Annotated in this window: 11 protein-coding genes; 8 read left to right on the forward strand and 3 right to left on the reverse strand. The window is 59.9% G+C overall.

The window, feature by feature from the left end; all coding sequences use genetic code 11:
* Positions 1-59 precede the first annotated feature (59 nt).
* From JH25_RS02300 to JH25_RS02275, 6 genes are all read left to right on the forward strand, one after another.
* A complete protein-coding gene (locus JH25_RS02300; RefSeq protein WP_032880575.1) occupies positions 60-1787 on the forward strand; it encodes an autotransporter assembly complex protein TamA in 1728 nt (575 codons plus the stop codon).
* Positions 1787-5473 (forward strand): translocation/assembly module TamB domain-containing protein, encoded by a 3687-nt coding sequence (locus JH25_RS02295; protein WP_032880576.1) that lies wholly within the window; start codon positions 1787-1789, stop codon positions 5471-5473. Before JH25_RS02300 ends, JH25_RS02295 begins: the two co-directional genes overlap by 1 nt.
* Before the next feature lie 189 nt (positions 5474-5662).
* Entirely contained in the window at positions 5663-6136 is a 474-nt protein-coding gene (locus JH25_RS02290; RefSeq protein ID WP_032880577.1) for a MarR family winged helix-turn-helix transcriptional regulator, read from the forward strand.
* Positions 6133-7584 carry an efflux transporter outer membrane subunit gene (locus JH25_RS02285; RefSeq protein WP_032880578.1) on the forward strand — a complete coding sequence of 484 codons (1452 nt, stop codon included), beginning with the start codon at positions 6133-6135 and terminating at the stop codon, positions 7582-7584. The genes JH25_RS02290 and JH25_RS02285 overlap by 4 nt, the downstream gene beginning before the upstream one ends.
* 15 nt (positions 7585-7599) lie before the next feature.
* Complete coding sequence (locus JH25_RS02280) at positions 7600-8799, forward strand: efflux RND transporter periplasmic adaptor subunit (RefSeq protein WP_032880580.1); 1200 nt, start codon at positions 7600-7602, stop codon at positions 8797-8799.
* Complete coding sequence (locus JH25_RS02275) at positions 8799-10328, forward strand: DHA2 family efflux MFS transporter permease subunit (RefSeq protein WP_032880582.1); 1530 nt, start codon at positions 8799-8801, stop codon at positions 10326-10328. Before JH25_RS02280 ends, JH25_RS02275 begins: the two co-directional genes overlap by 1 nt.
* Before the next feature lie 133 nt (positions 10329-10461).
* Here JH25_RS02275 and lpxH read toward each other — a convergent pair whose 3' ends face one another.
* Positions 10462-11211 (reverse strand): UDP-2,3-diacylglucosamine diphosphatase, encoded by a 750-nt coding sequence (gene lpxH / locus JH25_RS02270; RefSeq protein WP_032880584.1) that lies wholly within the window; start codon positions 11209-11211, stop codon positions 10462-10464.
* Positions 11208-11711 (reverse strand): peptidylprolyl isomerase, encoded by a 504-nt coding sequence (locus JH25_RS02265; protein ID WP_005789179.1) that lies wholly within the window; start codon positions 11709-11711, stop codon positions 11208-11210. The genes lpxH and JH25_RS02265 overlap by 4 nt, the downstream gene beginning before the upstream one ends.
* Positions 11712-11972: 261 nt before the next feature.
* On the opposite strand from JH25_RS02265, the gene JH25_RS02260 reads away from it, so the two are divergent.
* On the forward strand, positions 11973-13673 hold the full coding sequence (locus JH25_RS02260) for a glutamine--tRNA ligase/YqeY domain fusion protein (protein ID WP_005789177.1): 1701 nt from the start codon (positions 11973-11975) through the stop codon (positions 13671-13673).
* A 19-nt stretch (positions 13674-13692) separates the two neighbouring features.
* A complete protein-coding gene (cysS, locus tag JH25_RS02255) occupies positions 13693-15075 on the forward strand; it encodes a cysteine--tRNA ligase (protein WP_032880586.1) in 1383 nt (460 codons plus the stop codon).
* A 111-nt stretch (positions 15076-15186) separates the two neighbouring features.
* Here cysS and JH25_RS02250 read toward each other — a convergent pair whose 3' ends face one another.
* Entirely contained in the window at positions 15187-16548 is a 1362-nt protein-coding gene (locus tag JH25_RS02250; protein ID WP_032880588.1) for a toxin-antitoxin system YwqK family antitoxin, read from the reverse strand.
* Positions 16549-16735 lie beyond the last annotated feature (187 nt).

Here is a 16735-nt window from a genome sequence, read left to right on the forward strand (position 1 = left end):
AATTATTCAGACAAATCCGAGTTCAAAGTCCCTCCCTAGCTCGTGTAGCATCCGCGCCTATGAAGTATCCAGGAAGATTTACCAGCGGCTTGATTCTGCTGTTCACAAGCTGCGGCGCATTGGCGCAAAGTGAACTGGACGTGCGGATCAAACCCTCAAACGACGCGCTGAAAGCCAACATCGAAGGCTATATCGGCGGGGTTGGCGATCGTGACGAAGAAGCCTTGCTGCGGTTCAACCGTGGCGCCGAGGAGCAGGCGCGCAAAGCCGCGCAGGCACTGGGCTTCTATCAGCCACAGATCGCCAGCGAGGTGAAGGGCGGCAAGAATCCGCGCCTGACCCTCACCATCGACCCCGGCGAACCGGTGCATTTGCGCGACGTGACCATTCGGGTCGATGGCCAGGCCGCGAGCCTCAAGGCCTTTCGCGTACCCGCCAGCGACGACCTCAAACCCGGCGCCGTGCTCAATCACGGTCATTACGAAGACGCCAAGCGCCTGATCCAGAACCAGGCGTCACGCTACGGCTTTTTCAGCGGGCGCTTCACTAGCCAGAAGCTCGCGGTTGACCCTCAAGCGGGCGTGGCCGACATCGAACTCATTTACGACAGCGGCCCGCGCTACAGCATGGGCAAGGTCAGCTTCAGCGGCGACACGCCGTTTGATGAAGAACTGTTGCAACGCATGGTGCCCTTTGACAGTGGCACGCCGTACGACTCCGAGCTGGTCGCCGAACTCAACCAGAACCTGCAAGCCAGCGGCTTCTTCGAAGGCGTGCGCGTGGACGCCAGCCCCACCGCCGCGACTGATGACGTGATCCCGGTCGCTGTACAATTGGAAACCCGCAAGCCCCGCACCATGGGCCTCGGCCTGGGTTACTCCACCGACGTCGGCCCACGGGGCAAAGCCAACTGGACGCGGCATTGGGTCAACCCCCAGGGCCACAGCTACGGTTGGGAAGCCGAATTGTCGGCACCGCGGCAGAACATCGGCCTGTGGTATGACATCCCGCTGGACCCGCCGCTTACCGACAAATTGCGCTTTGCCGGTGGCTATCAGAATGAAGAGATCGCCAACACCGACACCTTGAGCAAGCTGCTCACCATTGGCCCCGAATGGCACAGCAAGTTGCCCAGCGGCTGGACGCGGGTGATCTCCCTCAAGTACCAGCGTGAGGAATACCGCCTGGGCAATGACTCGGGGCTGAGCAACCTGTTGATGCCGGGGGTGAGTTATTCCTACCTGCGCAGCGACAACCGTATCGACCCGCACCATGGCTATCGCCTGATGTTCGACACCAAGGTCGCCAAAGAGGGCCTGGGGTCTGACACCAACCTGCTTTACGGCACGGCCACGATCAAGGGCCTGACCACCTTGTGGGACAACCACCGTTTTCTGGGGCGCGCACAATTTGGCGGCAGTGCCACCAACGGCTACAAATCCGTGCCGCCGTCGTTGCGCTTCTTTGCCGGTGGCGACCAGAGCGTGCGCGGCTACGAGTACCAGACCCTGTCGCCGGAGAACGACCGAGGCGACCGCATCGGTGGCCGCTACATGGTGGCCTTGAGTGCCGAGTATCAATACTCCATCACCGATAAATGGCGGATCGCGACCTTCATCGACCAAGGCAACTCGTTCAACAACCTCGACTTGCCGAGCCTGAAAACCGGCGTCGGCGTCGGCGTGCGCTGGGTGTCGCCGGTGGGGCCGATCCGCCTCGACCTGGCCCATGCCCTCGAAGAGCCGGGCGGCGTTCGCTTGCACTTTTCCATGGGGCCTGAGCTGTGATGCGTGGTTTGAAGATAGCGGGGCTGGTGCTGGTCGCCATCCTCGTGTTGCTGTTGTTGGCGCTGTGGTCAGTGCTTGGTACCCAGGCGGGCAGTCGCTGGGCCTTGGGCCAGGTGCCAGGTTTGAGCGTGGAGAATTACCAGGGCCGCCTGGGCGGGCAGTGGAGTGCCGATCATCTGCTGTGGCAGCAGGACGGCAGCCGCGTCGAGCTGAATGCGCCGACGTTTGACTGGTCGCCCGGCTGTCTGTTGCGCATGACCCTGTGTATCAACCGACTGGACGTGGAACAGGTCAGCCTGGAATTTGCCCCCAGTGCCGAAGAGAGCAGCAGCGGGCCGATTCAACTCCCCGACCTGAAACTGCCGGTTGCCATCCAACTGGGCGACGTTCGCATCGGTAGCCTGCTGTTCAACGGCAGCGAAGAACTCAAGGGCCTGCAACTGGCGGCGCACTGGACCACCGCTGGTATGCAGATTGACTCGGTACATTTGCAGCGCGATGACCTGGTGCTCGACCTTGCCGGCCTGCTGCAACCTACCGGCGATTGGCCGCTGAATGCCACCGGCAACCTGAGCCTGCCCTACGCCCCAGGCGGTGCACCCTGGAGCGTCGCGCTCAAGCTCGACGGCGACCTGCTCAAGACCCTCAAGCTCGACGCCGACAGCAGCGGCTACCTGCCGGCCAAGCTCAAAGGCGAGCTGCAACCCCTGGCCGAAAACCTGCCGGCGCAGTTGCACATCACCTCCGAGGCGTTCAAACCCAGCGCCGACCTGCCTGACACCTTGCAACTCAACCAGTTGGACTTGAGCGCCAAGGGCAACCTGAAAGATGGCTACCAGTTGCAGGGCAAGGCCGTGCTGCCAGCGGAACAAGGCCCGGTGGATTTACTCCTGCAAGGCAAGGTCGACGCCAAGGGCGCGCAGATCGCCGGGCTGGACCTGAATGCCGGTGACCAGCAAAGCCTCAAGCTCAGTGCCAACCTGGATTGGCAACAAGGCTTCAGTGCTGACGCCAAAATCGACTGGCTGGACTTCCCCTGGCATCGCCTCTATCCCGTCATCGACGAGCCGCAAGTGGCATTGCGTACCTTCAATGGTGAAATCTCCTATAAGGACGGCAATTACCTGGGCAACCTCAAGGCCGACCTCGACGGCCCGGCGGGTAAGTTCAATGTGGTCACCCCCTTCAGTGGCGACCTCAAGCAAGTCTTCCTGCCCGAGTTGAAACTGACGGCCGGTCAGGGTAAGGCCGAAGGCCACCTGAACCTGCAATTTGCCGACGGTATTGCCTGGGACACCGCGCTGGACCTGTCGGCGTTGAACCCGGCGTACTGGGTGGCCGAGTTACCCGGCACCCTGGCCGGACCGCTGCGCAGCAAAGGCGAGTTCAAAAATGAACAACTCAAGCTCAACGCCGACCTCGACCTCAAGGGCCGCCTGCGCGGGCAAACCGCTGTGCTGGCGGCCAAGGCCGAAGGTGCAGGCGAACAATGGACCCTCGCCAACCTGGACATCCGCCTGGGTGACAACCGCATCAACGGCAGTGGCAGCCTGCAACAACGCCTGGCCGGGCAGATCGACATCAAGCTGACGCGCCTGGCCCAGCTCTGGCCGCAACTGCGCGGGCAAATCAATGGGCGTGTCGATGTGGCCGGCACCTTGAAGGCGCCGCAAGGCAAACTCGACCTCAAGGGCCAGCAACTCGCATTTGCCGACAATCGCCTGCAAGCCCTCAACCTCGACGCCAGCCTCGATAGCGCCCAACGCGCCAAGCTCGACCTCAAGGCCAGCGGCATCTACGCCGGCGAAACCCAGGTCGGCAACCTGACCGCCAGCGCCCAGGGCGATATCAAGAACCAAAAGGTCCAACTGGACCTGGCCGGCCCCCTGGTCAAGCTGGCCCTGGCATTGGATGGCAACTTCGATAAAAACAACTGGCGCGGGCGCCTGGCCAGCGGTGACGTACAAGCCGGCGGCCAGGACTGGCGGCTGCAAGCCCCGGCGAAAATCGAGCGCCTGGCCGATGGCAAGCTGACCTTCGGTGCTCACTGCTGGGTCTCCGGGCCCGCCAGCCTGTGTGGCGAAGACCAGCGCCTGATGCCCGAACCGAAGCTGCGTTACCACCTCAAGCAATTCCCCATCGACAGCCTTGCGGCATTTTTGCCCAAAGACTTCGCCTGGCAGGGCAAGCTCAATGCTGACGTACAGCTCGATTTGCCCGAAAGCGGACCCAAGGGCGTAGTGGCGGTAGATGCCAGCGGCGGCACCTTGCGCGTGCGTGACAAGGGCCAGTGGCTGGATTTCCCCTACGACACCCTGAAGCTGGAAACCACCCTCAACCCCAAGCGTATCGACACCCAGCTGAATTTTCGTGGCGGCAAGCTTGGCGAGTTGTTGTTGCAGGCGCAGATAAATCCGCTGCCGAACAATAAGCCGATCACCGGCAATTTCAGCCTCACCGGCCTGGACCTCGCCGTGGCGCGGCCGTTTGTGCCGATGGTGGAAAAGCTCACCGGCAAGCTCAACGGCAGTGGCCGCATCTCGGGCGGTTTGCTCGCGCCGCTGGTCAACGGCAACCTGAACCTGGTGGACGGTGAAGTCTCCGGGCCCGAGTTGCCCATCAGCCTTGAGGGCTTGAACCTGCAGGCGCAGATCGCCGGCGAAAGCGTGCAGCTCAACGGTGGCTGGCGTAGCGGCAAGGCCGGGCAGGGTAACCTCACGGGCCAGATCGACTGGGGCCGCGCCCTGGTGGTCGACCTCAGCCTGAAGGGCTCGCAACTGCCGGTCACCGTAGAACCCTATGCCAAGCTGGAAGTGGCACCCGACCTGAAGATCAGCCTCAAGGACGACAAACTGGCGATTGCCGGCAAAGTGCATATCCCCCGTGGCGATATCACCGTGCGCGAGCTGCCGCCTTCGACGGTCAAGGTCTCTGACGACACGGTGATCATCGGCAGCCAGACCGAAGAGGGCAAAGCGCCGATGGCGATGGCCATGGATATCGACGTGGAGGTGGGTGAAGACCAGCTCAACTTCGCCGGTTTTGGTCTCACCGCCAAGGTCCAGGGCCATGTGCATATCGGCGACAACATGGACACCCGTGGCGAGCTGTGGCTCAACGACGGCCGTTACCGTGCCTACGGCCAGCGCCTCAACGTGCGCCGCGCGCGGCTGTTGTTTGCCGGGCCGCTGGACCAGCCGTTCCTGGATATCGAAGCGGTGCGCGTAGTGGTCGAATCGTCCCGCACCGTGACTGCCGGTATTCGCCTGAGCGGCAGCGCCGAACAGCCGACCACGCAGATTTTCTCCGAGCCGGCCATGGCTCAAGAAGATGCGCTGTCGTACCTGGTGTTGGGCCGTTCGCGCACCAACACCGGCGAAGACAACAACATGCTCGCCGAAGCCGCCCTGGGCCTGGGCTTGATGGGCAGCGCCGGTGTGACCTCGGATATCGCCAATAAGCTGGGTATCCAGGATTTCGACCTCGACACCCAGGGCACCGGTAACAGCACCGCGGTGGTGGCCAGCGGCAAGATCAACGAGAAGCTCAGCCTGCGTTATGGGGTCGGGGTGTTTGAACCGGCTAACACCATTGCGTTGCGCTACCTGCTGAGCAAGAAGGTGTACCTGGAAGTCGCTACGGGCGTAGCCAGTTCTCTGGATATCTTTTACAAACGCGATTTCTGATCGGTACGCGGTAAAAAATGTGGGAGGGGCGGTGCGACGATTCGACTTGCTCCTCCCACATTGGTTTTCATTTCACTCCAGCCTTCGGTCAACTACCAAGCAACCTAATTATTCCATTTGACATTCGCTGCCTAAGCAGTAACATCTCGTCACACATTCACTGCCTAGGCAGTAATAAGGTGACTTTCGATGTCTCACTTCACCCCCGATAACTTCCACAACTGCCACCTCGGCCTGTTGCTGGGCCGCGCCGCGATTCTCAAGGACCGCATCATCGACACCCATATGGAACCCCACGGCATCACCGCCGCGCAGTTCAAGGTGTTGATCATCATGGCCCAGTTCGGCGTCGACACCCCGGCCGAGCTGTGCCGCAACCTGTCCCTGGACAGCGGTTCGATGACGCGGATGCTCGACCGGCTGGAGCAAAAAGACCTGCTCAGCCGCAAGCGCTCCGAACTGGATCGCCGCCAGGTGCAGTTGGTGCTGACCGCCGAGGGCCAGCGCCTGGCGGACATGCTCCCGCACATCGGCGCCCAGGCCCTCAACCAACTGGCCGGCGCGCTTGAACCGGGCGAGTTGGAAACCCTGGAGCGGATCCTGAAGAAGATACTGATCGCTGCGGGTGACCCCATCACGATCCAGCGGGTAGGTAGATCATGAACACACGCGCACTAAGCCTGGTGCTGGCGGCGATGACGTTGGCCGGTTGCGCCAATTACAGCGGCCTCGACACCCAGGGTCAGCGCCTCGACGCCAACACTCTGCAAACCGGCAAATCCCTCAGCGGCGTAACGCTGTCGAGCGCCGCCTGGCCGGCCGCCGACTGGTGGAAAAGCCTAGGCGACCCACAGCTTGACGGCCTGATCCAGGAGGCCCTGCAAAGCAGCCCCGACATGCAAGTCGCCGACGCCCGTGCCCACCAGGCCGAAGCCGCCGCCTATGCCGCCAACGCCGCCCGTATGCCGACCGTGGATGCCAGCGCCGGTGTAAGCCGCTCTCGCTTGGCCAAGGACCAGGACCCGCGTGGTCAGGGCGATGCCTATTCGACGGTGCGCAACATCGGCGCCAGCTTCAACTACAACTTCGACCTCTGGGGCGGCCAGCGCGCAGCCTGGGAAGCCGCGTTGGGCCAGGCCCGCGCCGCCGAAGTCGACCAGCAGGCCGCGCGCCTGACCCTGGCGGCCAACGTGGCCAAGGCCTACAGCGACCTGGGCCAGGCGCATATCGTGCGTGACCTGGCCGTCGATGACCTCAAGCGCACCCGCCAGATGCTCGACCTGAGCAAGCGCCGCCTGAGTTCCGGCATCGACAGCGAATACCAGTACCAGCAGACCGAGAGCCTGGAAGCCAGCTCCCAGTCGCAACTGATCGACGCGGAAAAACAACTGCAAAGCGCCAAGATCGCCCTCGCCGTATTGCTCGGCAAAGGCCCGGACCGGGGTGGCGAGTTGGCCCGCCCGGCGGTGCTCAAACCCAGCGCCGTCGCGGTGCCCGCGGTGTTGCCTGCCGAGCTGCTCGGTCGTCGCCCGGACCTGGTCGCCGCACGCTGGCGAGTGGAGGCGGCGAGCAAGAACATCGACGCCAGCAAAACCCGCTTCTACCCCAACCTCAACCTGAGCGCGAGCGCAGGCGCCGAGTCGTTGCTGGGCGATGCGATGTTCGGTTCGGCCAGCCGTTTCTTCAATATTGCGCCGACGATTTCGCTGCCGATTTTTGATGGCGGCCGCCTGCGCGCCGACCTTGACGCCCGCGACGCCGACTACGACCTGGCCGTGGCCCAGTACAACAAAACCCTGGTGCAAGCCCTGGGTGATATCGGCAACAGCCTTTCGCAGCTGCGCGACACCGGCCGCCAGATCCAGGCCCAGCAACATGCCGCTGACATCGCCCAGCAGTCCTACGACACCGGGGTGCAACGCTACAGCTCAGGCATCGGTAACTACCTGGATGTGCTCAGCATCGAGCAGCAACTGCTGCAGGCCCAGCGTCAGCTGGCGACCCTGAAGGCGGCGCAGATCGATCTGTCGATTCAACTGATGCAGGCCCTGGGTGGCGGATACAACGCCAGCAACGTGGCCGCGACCACCCCCGCCACACGCACGGAATAATTTGAGGTATTTGTCATGGCCACTGCCGACAGTAACAACGCAACTGAACAACCCAAAGACAACAACCCACGCAAACGCAAAGTCATGCTCATCGGCCTGGCGCTGATCGTCATCCTCGGTGTGGTAGGCGTGTGGGCCTGGTATGAGTTCTACGGGCGCTTCAACGAGAGCACCGATGATGCCTACGTGAACGGCAACGTGGTGGAAATCACCCCACTGGTCACCGGCACCGTGGTCAGCATCGGCGCCGACGATGGCGACCTGGTGCATGAAGGCCAGGTGCTGATCAATTTCGACCCCAACGATGCTGCCGTCGGCCTGCAAAGTGCCCAGGCCAACCTGGCGCGCACCGTGCGCCAGGTGCGCGGGTTGTACAGCAATGTCGACGGCATGAAAGCCCAGGTCAATGCGCAGAAGGCCGATGTGCAAACGGCCCAGGACAACTACAACCGCCGTAAGACCCTGGCCCAGGGCGGAGCGATCTCCCAGGAAGAACTGTCCCACGCCCGCGACAGCCTGACCGCGGCCAAGAACGCCTTGACCAACCTTGAGCAACAACTCAAAACCACCAATGCCCTGGTGGATGACACGGTGATTTCGTCCCACCCCGACGTGCAAGCCGCCGCTGCACAACTGCGTCAGGCCTACCTGACCAATGCGCGCAGCACCCTGATTGCGCCGGTCACCGGCTATGTAGCCAAGCGCACCGTACAACTGGGCCAGCGTGTTCAACCGGGCACCGCGCTGATGGCCGTGATTCCGCTGGACCAGCTGTGGATTGACGCCAACTTCAAGGAAACCCAACTGCGGGATATGCGCATCGGCCAGCCGGTGGATATCGAGTCGGACATCTACGGCAGCGACGTGAAGTACAGCGGCACCGTCGACAGCCTCGGCGCCGGCACCGGCAGCGCGTTCGCCTTGCTGCCCGCACAGAACGCCACCGGCAACTGGATCAAGATCGTGCAGCGGGTACCGGTGCGCATCCATATCAACGCTGAAGAGTTGGCCAAGCACCCGCTGCGGGTGGGCTTGAGCACCGTGGTCAACGTAGACCTGCACGACCAGAGCGGCCCGGTGCTGGCGCAACAGGCGCCGCAAAAGGCCTCGTTCACCACCAGCGTGTATGACCGTCAATTGGCCGAAGCGGATGCCATGATCAATCAGTTGATTCATGACAACAGCGTCGCCGCTCCCAAGGCTGCGCAACGCTGATGAGCAATAACGCCTCGTTCACGCCACCCAGCCTGTTGATGGCCACTATTGGCCTGTCGCTGGCGACCTTTATGCAGGTGCTCGACACCACCATCGCCAACGTGGCGTTGCCGACCATTTCCGGCAACCTGGGCGTGAGTTCGGAGCAGGGCACCTGGGTGATCACCTCGTTTGCGGTGAGCAACGCCATCGCGTTGCCGCTCACCGGCTGGTTGAGCCGGCGCTTTGGCGAGGTGAAGCTGTTTCTGTGGGCGACCATCCTGTTTGTGCTGGCTTCGTTCCTGTGCGGGATTTCCACCTCGATGCCCGAGTTGATCGGCTTTCGGGTGCTGCAAGGTTTGGTCGCCGGGCCGTTGTACCCGATGACGCAGACGCTGTTGATCGCGGTCTACCCACCCGCCAGGCGCGGGATGGCCCTGGCGTTACTGGCAATGGTCACGGTGGTGGCACCGATTGCAGGCCCTATCCTTGGCGGCTGGATCACTGACAGCTACAGCTGGCCGTGGATCTTTTTCATCAACGTGCCCATCGGTATCTTCGCGGTGATGGTGGTGCGCTCGCAATTGAAGAAGCGTCCGGTGGTTACCAGCTACCAGCCGATGGATTACGTTGGTTTGTTGAGCCTGATCGTCGGGGTCGGCGCCTTGCAGATCATCCTCGACAAGGGCAATGACCTGGACTGGTTCGAATCCAATTTCATCATCATTGGTGCGGCCATTTCGGTGATCGCCCTGGCGGTGTTCGTCATCTGGGAAATGACCGACAAGCACCCGGTGGTCAACCTGCGGCTGTTCGCACACCGTAATTTCCGTATCGGCACCATCGTGTTGATCCTGGGGTATGCGGGCTTTTTCGGCATCAACCTGATCCTGCCGCAGTGGCTGCAGACCCAGATGGGCTACACCGCCACCTGGGCCGGGCTGGCGGTGGCACCGATCGGTATCCTGCCGGTGCTGATGTCGCCGTTCGTAGGCAAGTACGCGCACAAGTTCGACCTGCGCTTGCTGGCAGGCCTGGCGTTCCTGGCGATTGGCCTGAGCTGCTTTATGCGCGCCGGTTTCACCAACGAAGTGGACTTTACCCATATCGCCATGGTGCAGCTGTTCATGGGTATCGGCGTGGCGCTGTTCTTCATGCCGACCTTGAGCATCCTGATGTCCGACCTGCCACCGCACCAGATCGCCGACGGCGCAGGGCTTGCGACGTTCCTGCGCACCCTGGGCGGCAGCTTTGCGGCGTCGCTGACCACCTGGATCTGGATTCGCCGGGCGGACCAGCACCATGCCTACATGAGCGAGAACATGACCACCTACGACTCGGCCACCCGGGATGCCTTGCAGGCGTTGGGCGGGGCAGGGCAGAAGGCGTACACGCAGCTGGACCAGATTCTCACCAGCCAGGCGTACATGATGTCCACCGTGGATTACTTCACGTTGCTGGGGTGGATGTTCATGGGGTTGATGTTGCTGGTGTGGCTGGCCAAGCCGCCATTTACCGCAAAGGCAGGGCCGGCGGCTGCGGGGCACTGATCATAAGGTCAGCGCGGTCCCTGTGGGAGCTGGCTTGCCTGCGATGCCGACACCTCGGTGTATCAGATGCACCGAGGTGATGCTATCGCAGGCAAGCCAGCTCCCACAGGTTGATCGGTGTTGTGTCAGAGGTTTAGGCGCCAGGCAGTGCCAACTGCGGGTTGACGAAGTCAAACGCCGCCAGTTGAAACCCTTGCTCATCCACCTGCAATGCCCACCCTTGCTTGTCCCAGTCCCCCAGCACAATGCGCTTGGCCGCCTGGTCGCCGATCTGCAACTTATGGATCGCAGGGCGGTGCGTATGGCCGTGGACCAGGGTGTGCACGCCGAACTGCTGCATCACCCGCGGCACTTCTTCGGGCGTGACATCGACAATATCGTTGGCCTTCATGCGCACTTGGGCAGAGCTTTCGCTACGTAGTTTGCGTGCCAGTTTGTGGCGCGTGCCCAGGGGCAGATGGCGCAGGATAAACAACACAATCGGGTTACGCAGGATGCGCCGCAGCTTCATATAGCCAAGGTCGCGGGTGCAGAGGCTGTCGCCGTGCATCAGCAGCACAGGCTCGCCATACAATTGCACAACACTCGGGTCCTTGAGCAAGGTGGCGCCTGCCGCTTTGCAGAACGCCTTGCCGATCAGGAAATCGCGGTTGCCATGCATGATGAAAATCGGGGTGCCGCTGTCGCTCAGTTCACGCAACGCCGCACAGATGGAACGCTGGAAGGGGGTCATGCCATCATCGCCAATCCAGGCTTCGAAGAAGTCCCCCAGAATGTACAACGCCTGGGCGCCACGGGCGCGGCCGTGGAGCAGATCCAGAAACGCCCGGGTGATGTCCGGGCGCTCCTCTTCCAGATGCAAATCTGAAATCAGTAATATCACCCAACGATCTCGGCTTTCTCGACGATCACGTCTTCGGCTGGAACGTCCTGGTGACCGGCCTTGGAGGTGGTGGACACGCCTTTGATCTTGTCGACAACGTCCTGGCCTTCGGTGACTTTACCGAACACCGCGTAGCCCCAACCCTGCACGTTCTTGCCGCTGTGGTTGAGGAAGGCGTTGTCGGCGACGTTGATGAAGAACTGCGCGGAGGCCGAATGCGGCTCCATGGTACGGGCCATGGCGACGGTGTACTTGTCGTTGGAAAGGCCGTTGTCCGCTTCGTTCTGGATGCTTGGGCGCTTGTCTTTCTTCTCTTTCATGCCAGGCTCGAAACCGCCGCCCTGGATCATGAAGTTGCCGATGACACGGTGGAAAACGGTGTTTTCGTAGTGGCCGGCTTTCACGTATTCGATGAAGTTGGCGACGGTGATCGGCGCCTTGTCGGCGTTCAGCTCGATGACGATGTCACCGTGGTTGGTGGTCAGTTTGACTTGAGTCATGTTCACTACTCTTTTCAGGGAATTCGTGGGTTTGGGCGCCTGGGCGCCACGACCGGTTTGGCGAAGCTTGGGCCAAGACGCGCAGTTTAGCGTGCCTTGCAGGAATTTCGAGGTGGTTTTTTACCGCGCCTGTCATTAAAGCAGCAATTAAAGCAGCAGTTTTCGACCGCGCTCTGTCAGGTGGTTGACAGCTTCGGCTATGATAAGCCCTTTGTTTTATCTGGCCTGACCCGGCCACGAACCTGTCTGTTCAAGGATCCTATGAGCAAGCCCACTGTCGACCCTACCTCGAATGCCAAGGCCGGACCTGCCGTCCCGGTCAATTTCCTGCGCCCGATCATCCAGGCGGACCTGGATTCGGGCAAGCATACGCAGATCGTCACCCGCTTCCCGCCAGAGCCCAACGGCTACCTGCACATCGGTCACGCCAAGTCGATCTGTGTGAACTTCGGCCTGGCCCAGGAGTTCGGTGGCGTCACGCACCTGCGTTTCGACGACACCAACCCGGCCAAGGAAGACCAGGAATACATCGACGCCATTGAAAGCGACATCAAATGGCTGGGCTTCGAATGGTCCGGTGAAGTGCGCTATGCCTCCAAGTATTTCGACCAGTTGTTCGACTGGGCTGTCGAGCTGATCAAGGCCGGCAAGGCCTATGTGGACGACCTGACCCCGGAGCAGGCCAAGGAGTACCGTGGCACGCTGACCGAGCCGGGCAAGAACAGCCCGTTCCGCGACCGTTCGGTGGAAGAGAACCTGGACTGGTTCAACCGTATGCGCGCCGGCGAGTTCCCGGACGGCGCCCGCGTGCTGCGTGCCAAGATCGACATGGCCTCGCCGAACATGAACCTGCGCGACCCGATCATGTACCGCATCCGCCATGCGCACCACCACCAGACCGGTGACAAGTGGTGCATCTACCCCAACTACGACTTCACCCACGGTCAGTCGGACGCCATCGAAGGCATCACCCACTCCATCTGCACCCTGGAGTTCGAAAGCCATCGCCCACTGTACGAGTGGTTCCTGGACAGCCTGCCGGTACCGGCGCACCCGCGTCAGTACGAATTCAGCCGCCTGAACCTGAACTACACCATCACCAGCAAGCGCAAGCTCAAGCAACTGGTGGATGAAAAGCACGTACATGGCTGGGATGACCCGCGCATGTCCACGCTGTCGGGCTTCCGTCGCCGTGGCTACACCCCGGCGTCGATCCGCAACTTCTGCGACATGGTCGGCACCAACCGTTCCGACGGTGTGGTCGACTTCGGGATGCTGGAATTCAGCATCCGCCAGGACCTCGACGCCAACGCCCCCCGCGCCATGTGCGTGCTGCGGCCGTTGAAGGTAGTGATCACCAACTACCCGGAAGGCCAGGTCGAGAACCTCGAACTGCCGCGTCATCCGCAGAAGGAAGAGCTGGGCGTGCGCAAATTGCCATTCGCCCGCGAAATCTACATCGACCGCGACGACTTCATGGAAGAGCCGCCCAAGGGCTACAAGCGCCTGGAGCCGAACGGCGAAGTGCGCCTGCGCGGCAGCTACGTGATCCGTGCGGACGAAGCGATCAAGGACGCCGATGGCAACATCGTCGAACTGCGCTGCTCGTACGATCCGGACACCCTGGGCAAGAACCCTGAAGGCCGCAAGGTCAAGGGTGTGGTCCACTGGGTGCCAGCCGCTGCCAGCATCGAATGCGAAGTGCGCCTGTACGATCGTCTGTTCCGCTCGCCGAACCCCGAGAAGGCCGAAGACAGCGCGAGTTTCCTCGACAACATCAACCCTGACTCCCTGCAAGTGCTCACTGGTTGTCGTGCCGAGCCATCGCTTGGCGACGCACAGCCGGAAGACCGTTTCCAGTTCGAGCGCGAAGGTTACTTCTGCGCAGATATCAAGGACTCCAAACCTGGTGCTCCGGTATTCAACCGTACCGTGACCTTGCGAGATTCGTGGGGCCAGTGATTCTGTTTAAGGAACTGTCGTGCTAACGATCTACAACACACTCAGCAAGACCAAAGAAGTCTTCAAGCCCCTGGATGGCAACAAGGTGCGCATGTACGTGTGCGGCATGACCGTGTACGACTACTGCCACATCGGCCACGGCCGCAGCATGGTTGCCTTCGACCTGGTGACCCGCTGGTTGCGTTTCAGCGGCTATGACTTGACCTATGTGCGCAACATCACTGACATCGACGACAAGATCATCAACCGCGCCAACGAAAACGGCGAGTCGTTCGACGCGCTGACCGAGCGCATGATCGCCGCCATGCACGAGGACGAGGCGCGCCTCAACATCCTCAAGCCGGACATGGAACCGCGTGCCACGGATCACATCCCCGGCATGCACGCGATGATCCAGACCCTGATCGACAAGGGTTACGCCTACGCCCCCGGCAATGGTGACGTGTACTACCGCGTCGCCAAGTTCATGGGCTACGGCAAGCTCTCGCGCAAAAAGATCGAAGACCTGCGCATCGGCGCGCGCATCGAAGTCGACGAAGCCAAGCAGGACCCGCTCGACTTCGTACTGTGGAAAGGTACCAAGCCCGGCGAGCCAAGCTGGGAATCGCCGTGGGGCCCTGGGCGTCCGGGCTGGCACATCGAATGCTCGGTAATGTCCACCTGCTGCCTGGGCGAGACCTTCGATATTCATGGCGGCGGCAGCGACCTGGAGTTCCCGCACCACGAAAACGAAATCGCCCAGAGCGAAGCCGCCACTGGCAAGACCTACGCCAACGCCTGGATGCACTGCGGCATGATCCGCATCAATGGCGAGAAGATGTCCAAGTCCTTGAACAACTTCTTCACCATCCGCGACGTGCTGGAAAAGTACCACCCGGAAGTGGTGCGTTACCTGCTGGTGTCCAGCCACTACCGCAGCGCCATCAACTACTCGGAAGACAACCTCAAGGACGCCAAGGGCGCCCTGGAGCGTTTCTACCACGCGTTGAAAGGCTTGCCAGCGGTGGCACCTGCTGGTGGCGAAACGTTCGTGGCACGCTTTACCGAAGTCATGAACGACGACTTCGGCACGCCGGAAGCCTGCGCGGTGCTGTTCGAGATGGTGCGTGAGATCAACCGCTTGCGTGAGACTGATCTCGACGCGGCAGCGGGCCTGGCGGCGCGCCTCAAAGAACTGGCCAGCGTACTGGGTGTGTTGCAGATGGAAGCCGATGACTTCCTGCAGGCCGGCGCTGAAGGGCGTGTGGATGCGGCGCAGGTGGATGCGTTGATTCAGGCGCGTCTGGCTGCTCGGGCTAACAAGGACTGGGCGGAATCCGACCGTATCCGTGACCAACTGACCGCGATGGGTGTGGTGTTGGAAGACGGGAAGGGTGGGACGACGTGGCGGTTGGCTGATTGACCGTTGAAAGCTGCATGCTGAATAAAAAACGCCCCGACTGGTTCGGGGCGTTTTTTGCATATTGCTAAGTTTTTCGAATTAAACCTCTATTCGTGTCCAAGACCTGCATAGTCAGAGCGGAGGTCTCACCGAACACGGCTCTGAAATTTTTCCTGCTTGGTATTGGCAGTCTTCTATCAACGTCCCGTCTCGGCCCCACTGCCGTGATTGTCCGTTTCTCTCGCCGTGCGCGTATTCGGTAGAATAAAGTTGAGTTCCATCCTCAGACCAACCTTGCATCTTTCCATGAAGTTTTCCATCTTTATAGATTGAGTGCTTTCTTTTTTGTCCGTTGTCATACCATTCTATGTCGTCGCCTTGGCGGTTATGATTTTCGTCTTGTTCCCATTGACTGACTTTTATGCCGTCAATGTTCCATTCGTGGCTTATTCTAATGCGCTGATTTTTATAGAGTGTTTGTGATTCGGTCTCGCCGTTTGCGAAATATTTGACGTCCCAGCCATCCAACTGCCCACGGTCATAATCTTGTATATTTTTTAGTGTGCCGTCTTCATAGTAATAATTTGATATTCCTGAGCGACTGCCGTCTAAGTATTTTTCCATGGATTCAGGATTTCCGTTAGCGTACAGTTTGACTCTTGGGCCATTTAGCACTCCATTTATATAATACTCACGGATCTTGATTTTTCCTGTCAGGTCGTAAGTTATGTACTCGCCGTCAGTGATAATTCCGTTATTGTAATTTATGGATTTTTCAATTTTTCCGTTTTTGTGGCGAACAATGCTTTTTCCTTCACGTTGCCCCTGCGCACTCATTTCAATAGAACTCGAAACCATGCCGTTGCTATGAAAGGTGCGGAATTTATGGATGAATTTGCTCGCAGCATAGTCTTCATTGTCGACGAATCCATCGGCCGCAATCTTCTTAGTTTTTTTATCGTAGATATATACTTTCCAGGCTTTTAGTTTTTGGTCATAAGTTTGGGGTTGCTCTATGAAAAAAAGACTGCGCGCAGCTGGAACGGGTCGGTAATTCTTGTCTAGGTACATTTTTCCATCAATTAGCACATCTGTGAGTGATCTGCATATTTCACCCGTGCAGGTAGCGAATTTGGTTGCCATCGGTATTTTTCGATCACAATCGTGATGTGTGATAAATAGTGCGGCTCCATCATCAGCGTATTTTTTGATTTTCTTAACTTCTGCTAGGAAATTTTCGACAGGAACGCCGATGGAGTCCGGTGTGATATGCAGTTTAGAAGTGCCACAACTGTGTTCTGTCGAAAGCGTCAGACGAACTGCCGCCATGAGCTTTACGCCGAAAGAGTCCGTGGTTTCTGTATCCATGTCGAGATAGGTTGCATTCATTTTTATATTTAGGATTGTCGATAAGTGAGTCTGTTCGGCTTGAGCGTATATTGCATTCGAGATGAGTGCTAGTGTCACTAAGAATTTCTTATATTCGAATTGCATCCCGATTGTCCATTAATTGACTTGTATAGAGAGGGTAAAGTTTTGGGTGGCGGCTGTGCGTGACTTCGATTTACGTTTGAGTGGAAGGTGTGCCCGCTAGAAACGCTCAATGGAGTATCGGGCACCAAAGAGAAGACTATGGGTCAATCGTTGACTACAAAGAAGAGAGGGTTTCTGGCGCGGACGT

It is taken from the genome of Pseudomonas sp. BRG-100, assembly GCF_000737955.1.
Taxonomy (GTDB): domain Bacteria; phylum Pseudomonadota; class Gammaproteobacteria; order Pseudomonadales; family Pseudomonadaceae; genus Aquipseudomonas; species Aquipseudomonas synxantha_A.

Excerpts from the sequence above, each read along its gene's own strand:
- JH25_RS02300 (WP_032880575.1), top strand. The coding sequence starts at position 60 with ATGAAGTATCCAGGAAGATTTACCAGCGGCTTGATTCTGCTGTTCACA.
- JH25_RS02295 (WP_032880576.1), top strand. The coding sequence starts at position 1,787 with ATGCGTGGTTTGAAGATAGCGGGGCTGGTGCTGGTCGCCATCCTCGTG.
- JH25_RS02290 (WP_032880577.1), top strand. The coding sequence starts at position 5,663 with ATGTCTCACTTCACCCCCGATAACTTCCACAACTGCCACCTCGGCCTG.
- JH25_RS02285 (WP_032880578.1), top strand. The coding sequence starts at position 6,133 with ATGAACACACGCGCACTAAGCCTGGTGCTGGCGGCGATGACGTTGGCC.
- JH25_RS02280 (WP_032880580.1), top strand. The coding sequence starts at position 7,600 with ATGGCCACTGCCGACAGTAACAACGCAACTGAACAACCCAAAGACAAC.
- JH25_RS02275 (WP_032880582.1), top strand. The coding sequence starts at position 8,799 with ATGAGCAATAACGCCTCGTTCACGCCACCCAGCCTGTTGATGGCCACT.
- JH25_RS02265 (WP_005789179.1), bottom strand. The coding sequence starts at position 11,711 with ATGACTCAAGTCAAACTGACCACCAACCACGGTGACATCGTCATCGAG.
- JH25_RS02260 (WP_005789177.1), top strand. The coding sequence starts at position 11,973 with ATGAGCAAGCCCACTGTCGACCCTACCTCGAATGCCAAGGCCGGACCT.
- JH25_RS02250 (WP_032880588.1), bottom strand. The coding sequence starts at position 16,548 with ATGCAATTCGAATATAAGAAATTCTTAGTGACACTAGCACTCATCTCG.